Origin of the sequence: Methanohalophilus profundi (assembly GCF_004137855.1) — an archaeon.
Lineage (GTDB): Archaea > Halobacteriota > Methanosarcinia > Methanosarcinales > Methanosarcinaceae > Methanohalophilus > Methanohalophilus profundi.
In genome coordinates, this window is record NZ_QBKB01000002.1 from 1,507,251 (window position 1) to 1,522,662 (window position 15,412).

A 15,412-nucleotide genomic window follows, 5' to 3' on the forward strand; every position below is an offset into this window, starting at 1 on the left:
ATATGTTCGATATTCCAGCAAACATTTTTCCATGGGTAAAAGCAATCGTTGGCCTTGCGCTGATAGGAGCTCTTTTCGGAGCCGGAATGGCCGCTATCTGGATTGAGCGTAAACTTGCCGGTGATATACAGGAAAGATATGGTCCCAACAGGGTAGGTCCGATGGGTCTGCTGCAGCTTGTTGCGGATGCAATCAAATTGTTTACAAAAGAAGATATTATTCCTGCCAGAGTGGACAAGATTTTGTATGTAGGTGCACCGATCGTAATTATGATGTCGGTCTTTTTGATGCTTGTTGCTATTCCCTTCGGTGCTGTTTACATAAACGGTGTCGAATATGTATTGGCAGCAACCCAGATGGACATAAGTATTCTCTACATTGAAGCCGTTTCTGCTATCGCCGTTATCGGTATATTTGTACTTGGATACGGACAGAATAACAAGTATGCAATGATGGGTACTTTCCGTAACTTTGCAAGAATGATCGGTTATGAGATCCCTCTGGGAATCACCATTGTGAGTGTTGCCGTGATGGCAGGCTCTCTTGATGTGGTTGAGATCGTCCATGCCCAGAGTCCCATATGGTATGCATTCCTGCAACCGATTGGTTTCATAGTATTCTTCATTGCTATGATGGCTGATATGGGTCGTCTTCCTTTCGACCAGAATGAAGCTGAAGAAGAACTTCAGGCTGGTGTTTTTACTGAATACACTGGTATGAGGTTCGGCCTGGGATTCTTCGCAGAATACTTCCATTTGATTCTCGGTTCATTCCTGATTTCACTCCTTTTCCTGGGTGGATGGAACCTTCCGGGATTTGTAACTGATAATATTGTACTTGGAATAATCCTTCCAACACTGTTCCTCATAGCCAAGGCAACGATCGTTATGATGTTTATTATCATGATGCGTTGGGCTGTTCCGAGGTTCAGGATCGACCAGGTGGTTGATCTTAGCTGGAAGAAACTCCTGCCCCTCTCCCTGTTGAACCTTGGATGGGCCATTGCATTAGGTTTGTACCTGGGAGCGTGATTAGATGGTTCTGAAAAATATCACAAGAGCTTTAAAGAACATCCGAAAGCCCCGTGTTACCAGAATGTATCCTGAAATACGCTCGGAATTGCCTGAAAGGTTCAGAGGGCTGCAAAAACTTGATAAAAGTAAATGCATCGGGTGTGGAATATGTGCAAATACCTGTCCCAACTGTGCAATCAAGATTGTGAGGGCCAGGGTAAGTAAAGATAGCACCAAGACCCGGTGGTTCCCCGAAATAGATGTAGGGCACTGCCTGTTTTGTGGTCTGTGTATTGACCAGTGTCCGCAGGATGCCCTCTCAAGTTCAAAGATTTATACAGATGGTATAATCACGTGGAAACATGAGGATCTCCTCTTTACACCAGACCAACTGGCAAGGGAAGAACCTATTGACGCACCGGAGGCTGAACAATGATTGGAATAGGAGAAGCTTTAGTCTTTTTCATATTAGCAGCCGTGGTAATTTTCTTTTCCCTGGCAGCAGTGTTGGCTAAGGATATAGTAAGGGCCGCACTTGCACTCGTCTTTTCGATGTTTACAGTGGCAGGTCTGTTTATCACGCTGAATGCCCAGTTTTTGGGTGTCGTACAGATACTGGTCTATGTGGGCGCAATAGGTGTGTTGATCCTCTTTGCCGTGATGCTTACAAAGAATACAATGGGAAGTGATGATAATGGCAACTGATAAGCCAGATATCTGGGATTCTTTTGTACACCAGTTCAATCCCCGCAGGTTCCTTATCCGTCTTGCACACATGGAAATCCCTCCACTGGAAGTAATTGGAAGGGCTTTTGCAAGGGCGGCAATTGTAGGTTTGTTCCTTGCGGTGGTTCTCGTATCCCTTTACGGGACATCCTGGACAACAGTTGACCAGCTCCCACAGAATCTGGAAGACCAGAGTAATATTAAAGCCATAGGTACCCTGATATTCACTGAGTTTGTAGTACCATTCGAAATTCTTTCAATCGTACTGCTGTCTTCACTCATGGGTGCTATTTACATGGCAAAAGGAGAGGATGACCAATGATTCCCCTTAATTGGTATCTTGCACTTTCTGCAATAATTTTTTCCATAGGTCTCTATGGTTTCATTTCACAGAAAAACGGTATTCGTATCCTGATGTGTGTGGAACTTATGCTAAATGCAGCAAACATTAATCTTGTAGCTTTTTCCAGTTACAATGACGATATGAGCGGCCAGGTATTTGCTCTCTTCTCGATAGCACTGGCAGCAGCAGAAGCAGCAATAGGTTTCGCAATCATGATGTCCATTTACAGGATGCGGGATGCTATCAATCTTGACGAGCTTAACTTGTTGAGGTGGTAATGATATGGCTTATGAAAATTTAGCGTTTTTAATACCACTTTTACCCGCACTCGCCTTTGTAATTACCTTCTTTGTAGGTAAGAAAACCCCATATGGCGGGGGATTAATTCCGATATTCGCAATAGCAGCATCCTTTTTGATCTCTCTATTGATCACTATAGGATTGCTGCAGAATCCGGACCAGGTAATTAGTCAGTCCTACCACTGGTTTGCAATTTTTAATCTGGGTATCCTGATAGATCCGCTTGCAGCGGTAATGCTCACAATGGTGACCTTTGTAAGTCTGCTTATTCACATCTATTCAGTAGGCTACATGTCCCATGACCCGGCCAAATCAAGATACTTTGCAGAGACCTCCCTTTTCACTGCGTCCATGCTGAGTTTGATCTTGTCCGACAATATTCTCCAGTTATTCATAAGCTGGGAACTTGTGGGTCTGTGTTCTTATCTGCTGATTGGTTTCTGGTACCAGAAGCCCAGCGCTGCTTCGGCGGCAAAGAAGGCTTTCCTCACCACGAGGATTGGAGATGTCATGTTCCTTGCAGGTATTATTGTCCTGTTTGCCGACCTTTTCAAACTGGTAAACGGCAGTATTCCCGATGGTGTCTACCTGCTCCGTTTCGATGAGATTTTCTCATACATCCCCGAAATATCTGCCATGAATGCAACTTTCCTGGGATTTGAGGTAAGCCATCTGACTATAATCACCCTCCTGTTCTTCGGAGGTGCCGTTGGTAAATCCGGTCAGTTCCCGCTACATGTGTGGCTGCCTGATGCAATGGAAGGCCCAACAACGGTTTCGGCTCTTATCCATGCTGCAACAATGGTTACAGCCGGTGTCTATCTTGTTGCAAGAACCTTCCCGATGTTCATCGCTGCACCACAATCCCTCATAATAGTGGCATATGTGGGCGCTTTCACTGCACTGTTTGCCGCAACAATGGCAATTGTGATGAACGATTTAAAACGGGTACTTGCCTATTCCACTATCAGCCAGCTTGGTTACATGATGCTGGGATTGGGTATGGGAGCAGTCATCGGTGCAGAAGCAGTCGGTGTATCTATATTCCACCTTATCAGCCATGCATTCTTCAAGGCACTGCTTTTCCTTTGTGCCGGAAGTGTGATCCATGCTGTGGGAACCCATGATATGAGGGAACTCGGTGGCGTTGCAAAGGTCATGCCTATAACAGCTGCAACAATGGTAGCCGCATCTCTTGCCCTTGCGGGCTTTGGTATACCCGGAACCTCTATAGGAAGTACTGGTTTCTTCAGTAAAGATCCGATAATTGAAAATGCGTATCTCTTCGGGGAACATGCAGGAAACTGGTTCCCATACCTCTTTGCAATCGTGGCAGCACTGCTTACTTCGCTTTACATATTCAGGTTGCTGTTCATGACATTTGCCGGAAAACCCAGGACCAATTACGGTGGACATGAATCCCCTGCATCAATGACAGTTCCGCTTTCCATACTGGGTATACTTGCCCTGGTTTTCGGAGCTATCGTTGTTGAACCATTCAACAAATTTGTAAGCAGTACTTTTGTGAACAACTTTGTTAACATGGACATCCCTGCTCTGGCAGAGGTAGGTAACTATGAACTTGTTGCTCATGCAGGCCACGAACCACTGCTCATCCTGTGGATGCCTGTTATCGTTGCAATCGTCGGTCTGTTGATCGCCTTTGTGATCTACTATCAGAAAGCAATTGATATGAGCAGGTTTGTTTCAAAAGACAACTCTGTGTACAAACTCCTCTACAACCGTTACTATCAGAATGAGATATTCACCCAGCTCTTTGCTGTCAAGTTTGTCTATGAGGGTCTTGCTATGGCAGGTTATCACATAGACAGGTTTATTGATGGTATCGTCAACGTCATCAGTTACCTAGCAATAGAGGCAGGGGATTCCTTCAGGAAGATACAGACAGGAGTTATACAACAGTACTCGGTGGCTGTCATTATGGGAGTAAGTCTCCTGGTAATATTGATCAAGCTAGTCATGGAGGTCTTCTAATGTTGCCGGTATTATCCCTCATAGTGCTGATTCCGCTATTGTTCTCAGCATTTGCATTCCTTACGAAAAAAAGGGAACAGGCTCGTGTGGTGGCCCTTATGGGTACACTTATCACCCTGATACTGACCCTTTACATGTACTTCAGTTTCGACAGTTCATCGGCTGCGATGCAGTTTGAGGAATTGGCAAGCTGGATTCCAAGTCTTGGTATAAATTACCATCTTGGTGTCGATGGCGTCTCAATGCCCCTTATATTGCTCAATGCAATCGTAATTCCATTGCTAATACTGTTCACCTGGGATGATGTCAGATCAACTCCCAACAGGTTCTATGGTCTGATCCTGGCAATGCAGGGAGCAGTTATCGGTGTATTCATTTCCCTGGATTTCTTCCTCTTCTATGTATTCTGGGAACTTACACTGATCCCGCTGTTCTTCATGGTGAACATATGGGGCGGTCCGAATAAGAGGCATGCTTCAATCAAATTCTTTATTTACACCCACGTGGCTTCCCTGGTGATGCTGCTGGGTATCTTCGGACTTTACTTTGCTGCCTGGGACCAGACAGGTGTGGCAAATATGGGTATTGCCCATCTCATGAGCCAGTTCCCAATGATCGGGTCAGGTATTGCCAGAGATGCAATATTCCTTGCACTTCTCTTCGGTTTCCTGGTGAAACTTCCAATAGTACCATTCCATTCCTGGTTGCCTGATGCTTATGCAGAGGCACCGACTGCTGGCAGTGTACTGTTCATCCTGCTCAAGATCGCAGGGTACGGAATCTTCCGTGTTATCCTGCCAATGCTTCCTGCTACAGGATCCCCGGATATGATGATTACAATCCTGGGATTGCTTGGTTCTGTAAGTATTGTGTATGGTGCATTCCTGGCACTGTCCCAGAAGGACCTCAAGAGAATGGTTGCTTATTCCAGTGTAAGCCATATGGGCTTTGTGGCCCTAGGAGCTGCAGGGCTTGTTACATTGTCCATTTCCGGAGCAATGTTCCAGCAATTCTCCCATGGTTTGATTTTGAGTATCATGTTCATGTCCGTAGGAGTAATTCAGGCATCTACCGGTACCAGGAACATCAATGACCTGGGAGGCCTTGCTACCAAAATGCCCAAACTGGCGGTTATAATGATGCTGGCTTTCATGGCGTCCCTGGGATTGCCAGGTTTGACCGGTTTCATCGCCGAATTCATGGTTTTCACTTTCAGTTATGTGAATGTGCCAACATTTGTAATACTCGCACTGTTTGGTGTAGTCATAACTGCTGGTTACCATCTCTGGGCAATGCAAAGAACTATGTTTGGCGTCTATAATGGAAAGATCGGAGAGGTCTTAGACCTGTCCAACGTACAGACCTTCTCCATGGCAGTTATAGCCCTGCTGGTACTGTACTTCGGATTGAACCCAAGTCCGGTGCTGGATATGATGATTACAGGTTCGAATGAAATAGTCAGCCTTATGGCTGCAATGGGGGTGTAAGAATGGTAGATTTTATGTTACTTGCACCTGAGATTATAGTTGCATTGACTGGATTGATCGTACTCATGATTGGTATTTTCATGGGTTCGTCATCCAAAAACGTACTTGGCTATATTGCAACAGCAGGCTGTCTGGCAGCCCTTGCAATGGTGATCGGCAACTTCAGTGCTTCTGCATTGATGTTTTCCGATACCCTGAGTGTGGACCCCCTTTCCCAGTTCTTTAAACTGGTATTTTTGGTGGTTGCGCTTATTGTGTCCATTGCATCTATCAAATACACTGAAGACAATACAGACACGGAAATCTTCTATGCCCTTGTGCTGTTTGCCACCTTCGGTATGATGTTTGTGGCATCTGCCAATGACCTCATGGTTCTTTATGTGGCCTTTGAGCTGGCAAGTATAGCAACCTATGCCCTTGCCGGGTTTGAGAAGAATAATCCCCGGTCTGTCGAAGCATCAATGAAATACCTGCTTATGGGTGCTCTCTCAGCGGCCCTGTTGCTTATGGGAATATCCTTTGTTTACGGTGCAACTGGTACCACATCCATTCCGGGTATCGCCCAGAATATGGATGTATTGGCCTCCAATGCAATAGGTTTACTTGCAATAGTACTCCTGATAGCAGGTTTTGGTTTCAAGATTGCTCTTGTACCATTCCACATGTGGGCTCCGGATACCTATCAGGGTTCACCTTCTGTTGTATCGGCCCTTCTGGCCGCAGGCTCCAAGAAGATGGCATTTGTTGCCGCATTCAAGGTATTCATAGTAGCCCTTCTGGCAATCCAGGCCGACTGGAGGGTGGCATTTGCGATACTGGCAGTAATTACCATGACCTACGGTAACCTCGTGGCCCTGTCCCAGAGAAGTGTGAAACGTATGCTCGCATATTCCTCTGTTGCACAGGCAGGTTACATTTCAATGGCATTTGTTGTCCTGACTCCAATGGCACTGACCGGAGGTATACTCTATACCCTTTCCCATGGTTTCATGAAAGCCGGTGCTTTCATAGCTACTGCAGCTGTAGTCTACATGGTTATAAAGGAAAAGAGGGATACGGAAATCCCGGATCACCTTGATAATTTCAAGGGATTAGGTAAGAAAATGCCAATAACTGCACTGTGTCTTACAGTATTTGTATTTGCACTTGCGGGAATTCCACCAACAGCAGGTTACATGAGCAAGTTCATCCTGTTCTCCTCGACCATTCAGTCAGGGATGGTATGGCTTGCGGTAATCGCAATCTTAAACAGTGCGCTTTCCCTGTATTATTATGCAAGGCTTGTACGGTACATGTATGCAATGCCCCACGAAGGTGAAAAAGTATCCGAGCCTGTTCCCTATGTAGCAGCTCTTCTGATATCCCTTGTGGGTGTAATGGCTATTGGTTTATGGCCAGAGCCGTTCATTGAAATTGCAATGCAGGCAGCCAGTGTACTTGTCGGAGGTATCTAATATGGCAGATTGTGATCTATGCGGTGTGTCAATACCCACCGTTTGTCCGGTAAAAGTGTTTGAACCCCGGTTCGAACACTCTTATCCTGAAGGAATCTGGAAAGGTCTTTGCGAAAAATGTCTTGACTCTGCAAAAGGCACATTTGATGAAAAAAGTGATGAGGAAGGCAAATGCGTTCCAGGCAATAAATTCGATAAATGTGACCTGTGCGGAACCACATGCCAGCTCTATGACATAGATGTTTTTGTTCCCTCTTTCAAGAATGTATACGATGAAGAGGTAAAACATCTATGCAGGCGCTGTCTTGAAGGCTGCAATAAGGCCTATGACAGGAAAGATGAGTGTTTTGGAGAACACCACTAAAGGGGATTCTCCCCTTCTTCTACTTTTTTTAAACTATACTGAGTAATATAATCAGTATCGTAAACCGTATTAGAATACTCATTCCGGTTGATATTGTTACTATTTTCACGCCCAGTTTTGGACCGAATATAGAAATATATCTTGGCAACAGAGTCCTTATACTGAATATGGGCAACATGAACATGCTTCCAAGCATTATGACGATCATGGCCTGGAGATAGGATATACTTCCCTCCCCGATCATAGGGCCAAGCAATGACACTCCCAATATGGGGCTGGCAATGTAAGTTGTCAGGGGTATGATGCTTTCTGAGGGTATTCCAAATAGATCAGCCAGAGGCAATACACTGAATATCTCAAAAAAGCCTCTCTCCCTCAATGCAAAAACAAGGGTTGTCATGCCCAGATATATGGTGGCGATCTTGAGAAAAAGTTTCTTTTCTTTTTTGAAACTTGCTTTCATTGCTTGTTTTAGTGGAGGTCTATCCCCGTTGTGTCCGTCATCCAGTGTACAGTTTTTCTGTTTCTTTATCCAGAATTTGCTCAGTATTATAACAACTGAAAACTTCACAACGGCTGATATAATGAATACCATTACGTAGAATCCACCGACTACAGGTCCCAGTGCGGGTAGTATTATAGGAATTTGATACGTTATGATCCCCCTTACATAAGCGGGCGTACTATTGAGGAGGGCACATAGTATTGCTTCCCTGTCATTAACACACCCCTTATCCTTTGCCTGGACCACCATGCTGTTTGCAGCAGCTGTTGATCCAATAGCAACTAAAAAAGCACTTCCGCAGGACTCGGGCAGATTGGTGTGCTTAAGCAGAGGCCTTGTGAGGCGGGATAATTTTTTCATCAGCCCCAGTTCTATAAGGAGTCCGGCACCCCATAATCCGATAAAGATCATTATAAGTATGGGAACTGCAAAATCAAGAACCCGGAGTAGCAGGTCGATCATATCACTTAAATAGGAATCCCTGTAAATTAATCTATTTATCCCTTTTTTATTAATACTAGAAGTTTGATATTATTAGTAATAATATCTGGAGATGTGAATGTCATGAAAAAAGAAATGATGAACATCCTTGCCTGCCCCCTGTGCAAGGGGGAGCTAGTTCTAAATATAAGCAGTGATGAAGGGGAAGAGGTTATTAGTGGTACCCTCTATTGTGCTGCATGTGACGAATATTATCCCATCGAGGAAGGCATTCCCAATATGCTTCCTCCTGAAATGAGAGATTAAACAGGTGAATCCCCATTGCAACAGATACATATCAACAGACTTGGTGTAAATTCTATTGAATTTGATATTCCTTCTGTTGAGGTCCCCCTCTCTCCCGGTGGAGAACAGAGTTTTGAGATTGTGATTATCAACTATGGTTCGCCTACCCATGTCAATTTTTCCATTTCAGAAAATCTGGATGGTTATGTAACTTTCCTTGATGACAATCCTTATGTGACTCATGAAGAATATGTGCCCGTTGTTGTCAGGATTCCTCATGAAGGCAGGGTATTCAGTAGTGGCACAATTTTTGTTACCATGGGATATGGCTCCAAAACAGAATCATTTGGGATAAACATAGGGCAGAAGGACAATGTACGAATTCCTGTAGAGGAAGAACCTAAAATTGAACCTGTCCATATTCCTTCTCCTCCTTCTTCTGCATCAAAGGCTAAATGGAGCATGGATTTTGGCCAGTTTCTTAAAAAATCCATCACTCCAAATGATATGAAACTAGTCATCCTTCTGTTTATGTTAATTGGTTTCCTCTTTGGTGCCTATTATGTAATATCATCTGTTAACCTGAATCCTGCTGGTTTTTCAACCAGTTTTTATACATCTCTGGCAATTGCTATTCTTCTGACTTTATTATTTGCTTATATGTTAACCAAACTACCTGTTTTCAGGAAATAACGAGGTACTTAGAATGAAATATATTATAATCACAGGCGGTGTTATGAGTGGTCTCGGTAAGGGGATTACTGCTGCTTCTGTAGGACGAAACCTGAAAAACAAGGGATATAAGGTAACCGCCATCAAGATAGATCCTTATATCAATATTGATGCTGGTACCATGAGTCCTTTCCAGCACGGTGAAGTTTATGTGCTGAAAGACGGCGGTGAAGTAGATCTCGATCTGGGCAACTACGAAAGGTATCTTGACACTGAACTGACATGGGATCATAACCTGACGACCGGTAAGATATACCAATCTGTAATTGAAAAAGAAAGAAGAGGTGAATATCTTGGTAAGACCGTGCAGATCATTCCTCATATTACCAATGAAATAAAAGCCCGAATCCGCAGGGTTGCGGCTAAAAGTGGTGCTGATATCTGTCTGATTGAAGTCGGTGGGACAGTGGGTGACATTGAAAGTATGCCGTTCCTTGAAGCAGTCAGGCAGATGCACAGGGAGGAATCCGAGGCTGACATTATTTTCCTTCATGTAACCTTGGTTCCCATTGATGCCCAGGGAGATCAAAAAACAAAACCCACACAACACTCGGTCAAAGATCTGCGCCAGCTTGGTCTATCCCCGGATGTGATTGTCGCTCGATGCAAGAATCCTCTGCATGAAAGTACCCGTGCTAAGGTGTCCCTCTTCTGTGATGTTCCAAAGGAAGCTGTAGTAAGTGCTCATGATTCGAATGATATTTATGATGTCCCCCTCCTGCTGGAAGAACAGGGACTTACAGGGTACATGATGCAAAAACTCGATCTGGTCACCAAACAGCAAGACCATGCCTGGGAGGATATGGTCAAAAGAATGAATGCTGCGACCGGGGAGGTCAGGCTTGCAATTGTTGGAAAATATACCAATCTTGAGGATTCCTATCTAAGCATAAGGGAATCCCTGAAACACGCAGCAATAGAAGTTGGCTGCAAGGTAAGGACCGACTGGGTAAGTTCGGAATCCTTTGATGAAGACCCCGCGGCAATCAATACACTTCGGCAGTATGATGGTGTGCTTGTTCCTGGGGGTTTCGGAGAACGTGGTGTAGAAGGCAAAATTCAGGCGGTAAAATTTGCCCGGAACAATGATATCCCTTTCCTGGGACTGTGTCTTGGTATGCAACTGAGTGTAATTGAGTTTGCACGTAATGTAGCGAATATGGAAAATGCCAACAGTGCCGAATTTGATGAAAACACCCCTTATCCGGTAATAGACCTTTTGCCGGAACAGGAAAATATAGTAAATATGGGTGCCACAATGAGACTCGGGGATTATGAAGCCGTTCTCAAAAAGGGTTCACTGGCAGAAAAAATCTATGGGACCGATACCATAGTCGAACGCCATCGTCACCGCTATGAGGTAAATCCCAACTTTGTAGATAGGCTGGAAGAGAAGGGAATGGTATTTTCGGGAAAGAATCGCAATCGTATGGAAATAGCCGAAATACCTTCCCATAGTTTTTTCTTTGCTTCCCAGTTCCATCCCGAATTTCGCTCAAGACCCGGCAGGCCCTCTCCTCCTTTCAGGGCCTTTGTGGAAGCAATGTTTAAGAGAAAATAATCAACTCATATCTGCGGGTTCTGCTTTCATGTATTCCCTGAGGACGGTTGTCGCATAACTTCCCTTGGGCAGGCAGAACTCCAGTATAACTTTTTCTTCCCTTCATTTAATTCGTCATCGGCAATTGCGTAAGCAGGTTTGACATTCAATAAGATTTCCCTGCGCCTGCCCTTTGAGGTGATACGAGGAATTTCGGGAATACGGAAATCTTTCTGTTCAACACCTGTCTTCTGGAGTATTTCTTTTTCGATATTGCCAGGTGAACTGTCCGTAAATTCGGTGGATGTACCGACCAGTGGGGCCGTCACAAAAGCTCTGCCCCTGCGGATCAGGTTATTAATTCCTTTTACCTTGGAGGATGTTACAGTTTCAAGCCGGGAAGTATCCGGCAGTCCCTGTTTATTCTTGAAGCACACAATATCACCTTCGATTGCTTCATTGAGGGGCAGTTTTTCCCGGATTCGCCTGCAGATAATCCGATTGTAGATATATGATTGGTAGGCATGGACAAACATGTTCCGCATATTGGAACTCAATTCTCCGAATGCTCCGGCAAAGTCATCCGGATTATTCACAAGATAGTGCATCATTGCCCTTTCATACCGCAACTGGACAGGATATTCTTTCAGGCTTTCTATATAGTTGCGCTCCTTATAGAAACGGTCGCGTACAAGCCTTGTTTTCTCGTGCTCATCTGGAAAACTCAAACCAATATAATCGATTGCAGCTTTCTCTATATCTCCCCTGACTATTGATTCTCCCACAAGGTGGGTGATGGGACGACGGGAGCCAAATCTCTGAATCCCGAAAAAGTTGGGTACTCCATCAAGCTTATTTATTGTGGAAGTGATATTCAGGAGTCTGTTATCAAGTTCCTCCTCTGGCAGGTCGACATCCCGGATAATGATTTTGAATTTATTTCCCACAAGGTCTCCCAAACCCACATCTTTGTTGGAGCGGCCCAGAACTTTCAGATCCACATCCCTGAGTTTTATCCTTTCAACGTCTTCTGCTTCAAGGTCGTATATACTTATGTGCTGGGTGGTAAGTGCCCTTTTATCCTTGGTACCGGCAAAACCAAACCTTTTTGAACTTATTCCCAGAATTCGGGACATGTCTCTTATCAGGTGGTGGGTTTCCCAGTTATTTTTCGTAAGTTCGAGGATCAGGTATTTTCCTTCCTCTCCCTCATCCCTACCCGTGACTTCCTCAACAATAAAATCTTCACTAGTTTGTTTTAACTTTCCACCGATACCTTCTGTTTTTGTTACATAAAGGTCGATACCGGTTTGTTTTTCTATATCAGGCACTTGCATGGATAATCCTCATCTTGCGGCAATATCTATTACTGTTACATTTGTCTGCCTGGTGTATGTCCAGCCATTTTCTGTGGGAGCGGTTTCCACCGGCAGGCTCCCTGCATACATGCCTGCCGAGGGGTCAAGAAGTAACCAGCAACCGTATTTGTCGGTTGCATAATATACAGGTACGCATCCATAGTATTGCTCTATGGCCTCCGAGATACGATCGATGTCTTCCTCCATTCCGATGTAAACTGCCGCATAGGCATGTGTTTCGGTCAGGTATATCCGGGATGTGCCCCCGATTGCTTCTACCAGGGAAGCCATTGTGATGGCGTAATCATCACAGTCTCCTGCCCCGATTTCCAGGGTCTCACCCGGTCCGATCCAGTAATCAGATCCACGGGGGTCGCTGATATAATCCACATCCTCCAACAAATTATCATACAGGGCACATACCTGATAAATATTGTATTTGCCGGGGTACTCTTTTGCTGCTTTTGCAGCTTTGCTTCTGACCTGTGGGTCGGATGAATTGACAAGGGAGTTTATCTTATTGAAAAGATAGGCCGGGTTGTACGTATATTGTGGATTTACTTCTGTAGCAGCAGCCCGGGTTTTGATTTCAATTGCGTCAAAATACTGTATTCCGTAATCGTGCCATTTCCCGGATTCGGAAGTTGCCATTATCTTTACAAAAGGCTCTAGTTTTATTGTCGATTTGTCGGGTACATCAAAACAGGCATACCCCAGCTCTTTTTGTTCTTCCGGGGGTATCAGGTATCCGCTTTCAAAATCGTATATCCCGCTTCCACTTACCGGCCGGATGCCGTATCCATATACGTAAATTTCATTATTTCCCGTATTTGTTATGGTCATTGTGAGCATACCGGTATTTTTCCGGAAAGGTTCTCCATAACTGTAAGCACTTGATATGCTGTATCCGGGGGAGAGTATATTACTTTGGCTGGGTTTATTATCATATTCTGGATCAAGAATCTGTACTTGTGGGTATGTCAGGGTTTGTGTATCGAGTTCATAGGCAGTTTCCATACTCCTGTCATAGGAGATGGAAAATCTTTCCTGCAGGATTTCCGGATTTTGAGCGCCGATATAGATCAGTATGCCAATCAGGGCTACCAGTAACATGAACCCTTTTTTCCCCATTGTACCATCCTTTAAAGCAATTTCAGGGAACCGGTAATACGTTCTATGTCTTCATTTGTTGCGGGTCCGATACCAAGAGCAGTGACAGTGCCGGGCTTAATCTCGGTCAGACCGGCATCCTGTATAAGGGCGGTGGGAAGGTTCTGTGCCCGGGCGATTTCCCTTAACTCATAAAGGTCCCTTTCGGCAGACACTTTTAGTACTACTTTTTTCTGTCCTTCGGCTTTCCATTTTGAATATATTCTGGAATCTGCCTTCTCGGATGCTGATACTGCAGCATGGGCCACCTGTACTGCAAGTTTGCCCTTTGATAATTTCATGTCCTGTCGGATCACAATACATTGTTTGCAGGTAAACATTTTAACGTCCTCTTCAGGAAATCAGGTCAGAGTCTTTCCATAAGGTAGTCTATTATCTTCTCTGCCGGATTTATCCCCCATGTTCTATAAATACCTGCCCCGGAAGGAGTTGCATTGACTTCCAGCACCATATTACCGCCTTTTCCTTCGATCAGGTCAACTCCTGCATATTCGGCCCCCATTTTTTCACACGCACGGATACAAATTTCTTCCTGCTCTTTTTCCAGCTTGCATTTTTCAGTATTTCCACCCTGGCTGAGATTGTTTAACCATCCCTTCTCTGCTTTCCTGTAGATGGCCCCGATTACTTCATCCCCAACAACAAAGGCACGTATATCCCTGCCGGGATTTGCTATATATTTCTGGATGTATAACATTTTTCTCTCATTCATCATCCTGCTTACAAATTCCCTTGCCGGTGTATCATCCAAATTTCCATCAGGATTGATTAGCTGTGCGTTCTTGATCCTGGATATTCCCATGCCTTTATACCCGAATACGGGCTTGATGATGGCGTCTTCGAATGATTCCAGGGCATTCATTGCACTTTCTATGTTCTGGACACCTTTTGTGGGCGGTACCGGTATATTTGCTTCTGCCAGAAGGTATGTAGCATGATATTTGTTTGCAGCATTCTGGATTGATGTTGGTGAATTGATAACAGGTATCCCAAAGTTTTCCAACTGGCGTAAAATATCAAATCTGAAAATGATTCCTTCCCCGTTTCCTCCGCCGGCATCTCTCACAATGATGGCATCAAGGTCCTGCAAGTTTATGTCCCCTGCGTGATAGGTTATGTTTGTCCCGATAGTCACTTCTGCATCTGCAAGGTTTATCGGGATAGGATTAATGCGGTTGTGAGATGCAGTTTCTATTAGGGATTTTGTGGTCCAGTCTTCAGGATCGGTTATGAGTATTCCTATGTTTTTCATCTGGATTTAACTTCTTAAGCGAGAAGTCCCCCTCCTCAAGCAGCCAACGGCTGCCAGGTGGGGGATGAAAGCGATCCATAACGTGAAAAAACGATAATGGATACTAACATTTAAATAGTTTTTATACATTTATAAGTGTGGGAATATTATATGCAATTAACGTTACCAATCCTTATTAAACCTACCCCGGAACAGGAATCTGTCCTATGGGATATTTCTGAAAAATGTAGGCTTGTATATAATTTTGGATTGAGTGAACGTCGTGATGCATATAAAAACAAAACCAGAATCAGTTATGTTAAACAACAGAATGGATTACCTGGTCTCAAACAAAAATATCCTGAATATAACTGGGTATATTCCAAAGTATTACAGAGTATTTTGAAATGTCTTGATAGTGATTATAAGTCTTTCTTCAATTTGAGAAAGAATGGAGATAAGAAAGCA

17 protein-coding genes and 1 pseudogene are annotated in these 15,412 nt (G+C 44.3%); 13 read left to right on the forward strand and 5 right to left on the reverse strand.

The window, feature by feature from the left end; all coding sequences use genetic code 11:
- Nucleotides 1-2: 2 nt before the first annotated feature.
- Genes fpoH through C9889_RS08085 form a run of 9 tightly spaced genes read left to right on the forward strand, consistent with a single transcriptional unit; the run spans nucleotide 3 to nucleotide 7,682 of the window.
- Nucleotides 3-1,031 carry a F420H2 dehydrogenase subunit FpoH gene (gene fpoH, locus C9889_RS08045; protein WP_129598543.1) on the forward strand — a complete coding sequence of 343 codons (1,029 nt, stop codon included), beginning with the start codon at nucleotides 3-5 and terminating at the stop codon, nucleotides 1,029-1,031.
- Nucleotides 1,032-1,035: 4 nt separating this feature from the next.
- Complete coding sequence (gene fpoI, locus C9889_RS08050; protein ID WP_013038034.1) at nucleotides 1,036-1,449, forward strand: F420H2 dehydrogenase subunit FpoI; 414 nt, start codon at nucleotides 1,036-1,038, stop codon at nucleotides 1,447-1,449.
- Nucleotides 1,446-1,718, forward strand: a complete 273-nt coding sequence (locus C9889_RS10855) for an NADH-quinone oxidoreductase subunit J (RefSeq protein ID WP_072561475.1) — start codon at nucleotides 1,446-1,448, stop codon at nucleotides 1,716-1,718. Before fpoI ends, C9889_RS10855 begins: the two co-directional genes overlap by 4 nt.
- A complete protein-coding gene (fpoJ, locus tag C9889_RS10860) occupies nucleotides 1,708-2,061 on the forward strand; it encodes a F420H2 dehydrogenase subunit FpoJ (protein WP_263853997.1) in 354 nt (117 codons plus the stop codon). Before C9889_RS10855 ends, fpoJ begins: the two co-directional genes overlap by 11 nt.
- A complete protein-coding gene (gene fpoK / locus C9889_RS08065) occupies nucleotides 2,058-2,360 on the forward strand; it encodes a F420H2 dehydrogenase subunit FpoK (protein ID WP_072360379.1) in 303 nt (100 codons plus the stop codon). The genes fpoJ and fpoK overlap by 4 nt, the downstream gene beginning before the upstream one ends.
- A gap of 4 nt (nucleotides 2,361-2,364) precedes the next feature.
- Nucleotides 2,365-4,377 carry a F420H2 dehydrogenase subunit FpoL gene (gene fpoL / locus C9889_RS08070; protein WP_129598545.1) on the forward strand — a complete coding sequence of 671 codons (2,013 nt, stop codon included), beginning with the start codon at nucleotides 2,365-2,367 and terminating at the stop codon, nucleotides 4,375-4,377.
- Entirely contained in the window at nucleotides 4,377-5,864 is a 1,488-nt protein-coding gene (gene fpoM, locus C9889_RS08075; RefSeq protein WP_129598547.1) for a F(420)H(2) dehydrogenase subunit M, read from the forward strand. The genes fpoL and fpoM overlap by 1 nt, the downstream gene beginning before the upstream one ends.
- Before the next feature lie 2 nt (nucleotides 5,865-5,866).
- The gene (gene fpoN / locus C9889_RS08080; protein WP_129598549.1) at nucleotides 5,867-7,318 is read left to right on the forward strand and encodes a F(420)H(2) dehydrogenase subunit N; all 1,452 of its coding nucleotides are present in this window, start codon (nucleotides 5,867-5,869) and stop codon (nucleotides 7,316-7,318) included.
- Nucleotide 7,319: 1 nt separating this feature from the next.
- Nucleotides 7,320-7,682: a F420H2 dehydrogenase subunit FpoO gene (locus C9889_RS08085; protein WP_129598551.1), complete on the forward strand. Its 363-nt coding sequence runs from the start codon at nucleotides 7,320-7,322 to the stop codon at nucleotides 7,680-7,682.
- Between the two features lie 28 nt (nucleotides 7,683-7,710).
- Here C9889_RS08085 and C9889_RS08090 read toward each other — a convergent pair whose 3' ends face one another.
- The gene (locus C9889_RS08090) at nucleotides 7,711-8,649 is read right to left on the reverse strand and encodes a nucleoside recognition domain-containing protein (protein WP_129598553.1); all 939 of its coding nucleotides are present in this window, start codon (nucleotides 8,647-8,649) and stop codon (nucleotides 7,711-7,713) included.
- 102 nt (nucleotides 8,650-8,751) lie between these two features.
- Between C9889_RS08090 and C9889_RS08095 the strand changes: the two genes are divergently transcribed.
- The 3 genes from C9889_RS08095 to pyrG are packed head-to-tail and all read left to right on the forward strand — an operon-like array spanning nucleotide 8,752 to nucleotide 11,206.
- Nucleotides 8,752-8,934 (forward strand): methytransferase partner Trm112, encoded by a 183-nt coding sequence (locus C9889_RS08095; RefSeq protein ID WP_129598555.1) that lies wholly within the window; start codon nucleotides 8,752-8,754, stop codon nucleotides 8,932-8,934.
- 15 nt (nucleotides 8,935-8,949) lie between these two features.
- Nucleotides 8,950-9,606 carry a DUF7524 family protein gene (locus C9889_RS08100; protein WP_129598557.1) on the forward strand — a complete coding sequence of 219 codons (657 nt, stop codon included), beginning with the start codon at nucleotides 8,950-8,952 and terminating at the stop codon, nucleotides 9,604-9,606.
- 13 nt (nucleotides 9,607-9,619) lie between these two features.
- Entirely contained in the window at nucleotides 9,620-11,206 is a 1,587-nt protein-coding gene (gene pyrG, locus C9889_RS08105) for a glutamine hydrolyzing CTP synthase (RefSeq protein ID WP_129598559.1), read from the forward strand.
- Here pyrG and truD read toward each other — a convergent pair.
- The 4 genes and pseudogenes from truD to mptN all read right to left on the reverse strand — a co-directional run bounded on the left by truD (nucleotide 11,207) and on the right by mptN (nucleotide 14,965).
- Nucleotides 11,207-12,522, reverse strand: a pseudogene (gene truD / locus C9889_RS08110) (tRNA pseudouridine(13) synthase TruD).
- 9 nt (nucleotides 12,523-12,531) lie between these two features.
- Nucleotides 12,532-13,674 (reverse strand): transglutaminase-like domain-containing protein, encoded by a 1,143-nt coding sequence (locus tag C9889_RS08115; protein WP_129598561.1) that lies wholly within the window; start codon nucleotides 13,672-13,674, stop codon nucleotides 12,532-12,534.
- A gap of 11 nt (nucleotides 13,675-13,685) precedes the next feature.
- Nucleotides 13,686-14,033 (reverse strand): peptidyl-tRNA hydrolase Pth2, encoded by a 348-nt coding sequence (gene pth2, locus C9889_RS08120; RefSeq protein ID WP_129598563.1) that lies wholly within the window; start codon nucleotides 14,031-14,033, stop codon nucleotides 13,686-13,688.
- Between the two features lie 26 nt (nucleotides 14,034-14,059).
- A complete protein-coding gene (mptN, locus tag C9889_RS08125; RefSeq protein WP_129598566.1) occupies nucleotides 14,060-14,965 on the reverse strand; it encodes a tetrahydromethanopterin:alpha-L-glutamate ligase in 906 nt (301 codons plus the stop codon).
- A 150-nt stretch (nucleotides 14,966-15,115) separates the two neighbouring features.
- On the opposite strand from mptN, the gene C9889_RS08130 reads away from it, so the two are divergent.
- Nucleotides 15,116-15,412: helix-turn-helix domain-containing protein (locus C9889_RS08130; protein WP_164999349.1), on the forward strand; the 297-nt coding region annotated here is incomplete at its 3' end.

Coding starts and splice junctions, on each gene's coding strand:
- fpoH (WP_129598543.1), top strand. CDS start 3: ATGTTCGATATTCCAGCAAACATTTTTCCATGGGTAAAAGCAATCGTT.
- fpoI (WP_013038034.1), top strand. CDS start 1,036: ATGGTTCTGAAAAATATCACAAGAGCTTTAAAGAACATCCGAAAGCCC.
- C9889_RS10855 (WP_072561475.1), top strand. CDS start 1,446: ATGATTGGAATAGGAGAAGCTTTAGTCTTTTTCATATTAGCAGCCGTG.
- fpoJ (WP_263853997.1), top strand. CDS start 1,708: ATGGCAACTGATAAGCCAGATATCTGGGATTCTTTTGTACACCAGTTC.
- fpoK (WP_072360379.1), top strand. CDS start 2,058: ATGATTCCCCTTAATTGGTATCTTGCACTTTCTGCAATAATTTTTTCC.
- fpoL (WP_129598545.1), top strand. CDS start 2,365: ATGGCTTATGAAAATTTAGCGTTTTTAATACCACTTTTACCCGCACTC.
- fpoM (WP_129598547.1), top strand. CDS start 4,377: ATGTTGCCGGTATTATCCCTCATAGTGCTGATTCCGCTATTGTTCTCA.
- fpoN (WP_129598549.1), top strand. CDS start 5,867: ATGGTAGATTTTATGTTACTTGCACCTGAGATTATAGTTGCATTGACT.
- C9889_RS08085 (WP_129598551.1), top strand. CDS start 7,320: ATGGCAGATTGTGATCTATGCGGTGTGTCAATACCCACCGTTTGTCCG.
- C9889_RS08090 (WP_129598553.1), bottom strand. CDS start 8,649: ATGATCGACCTGCTACTCCGGGTTCTTGATTTTGCAGTTCCCATACTT.
- C9889_RS08095 (WP_129598555.1), top strand. CDS start 8,752: ATGAAAAAAGAAATGATGAACATCCTTGCCTGCCCCCTGTGCAAGGGG.
- pyrG (WP_129598559.1), top strand. CDS start 9,620: ATGAAATATATTATAATCACAGGCGGTGTTATGAGTGGTCTCGGTAAG.
- C9889_RS08115 (WP_129598561.1), bottom strand. CDS start 13,674: ATGGGGAAAAAAGGGTTCATGTTACTGGTAGCCCTGATTGGCATACTG.
- pth2 (WP_129598563.1), bottom strand. CDS start 14,033: ATGTTTACCTGCAAACAATGTATTGTGATCCGACAGGACATGAAATTA.
- mptN (WP_129598566.1), bottom strand. CDS start 14,965: ATGAAAAACATAGGAATACTCATAACCGATCCTGAAGACTGGACCACA.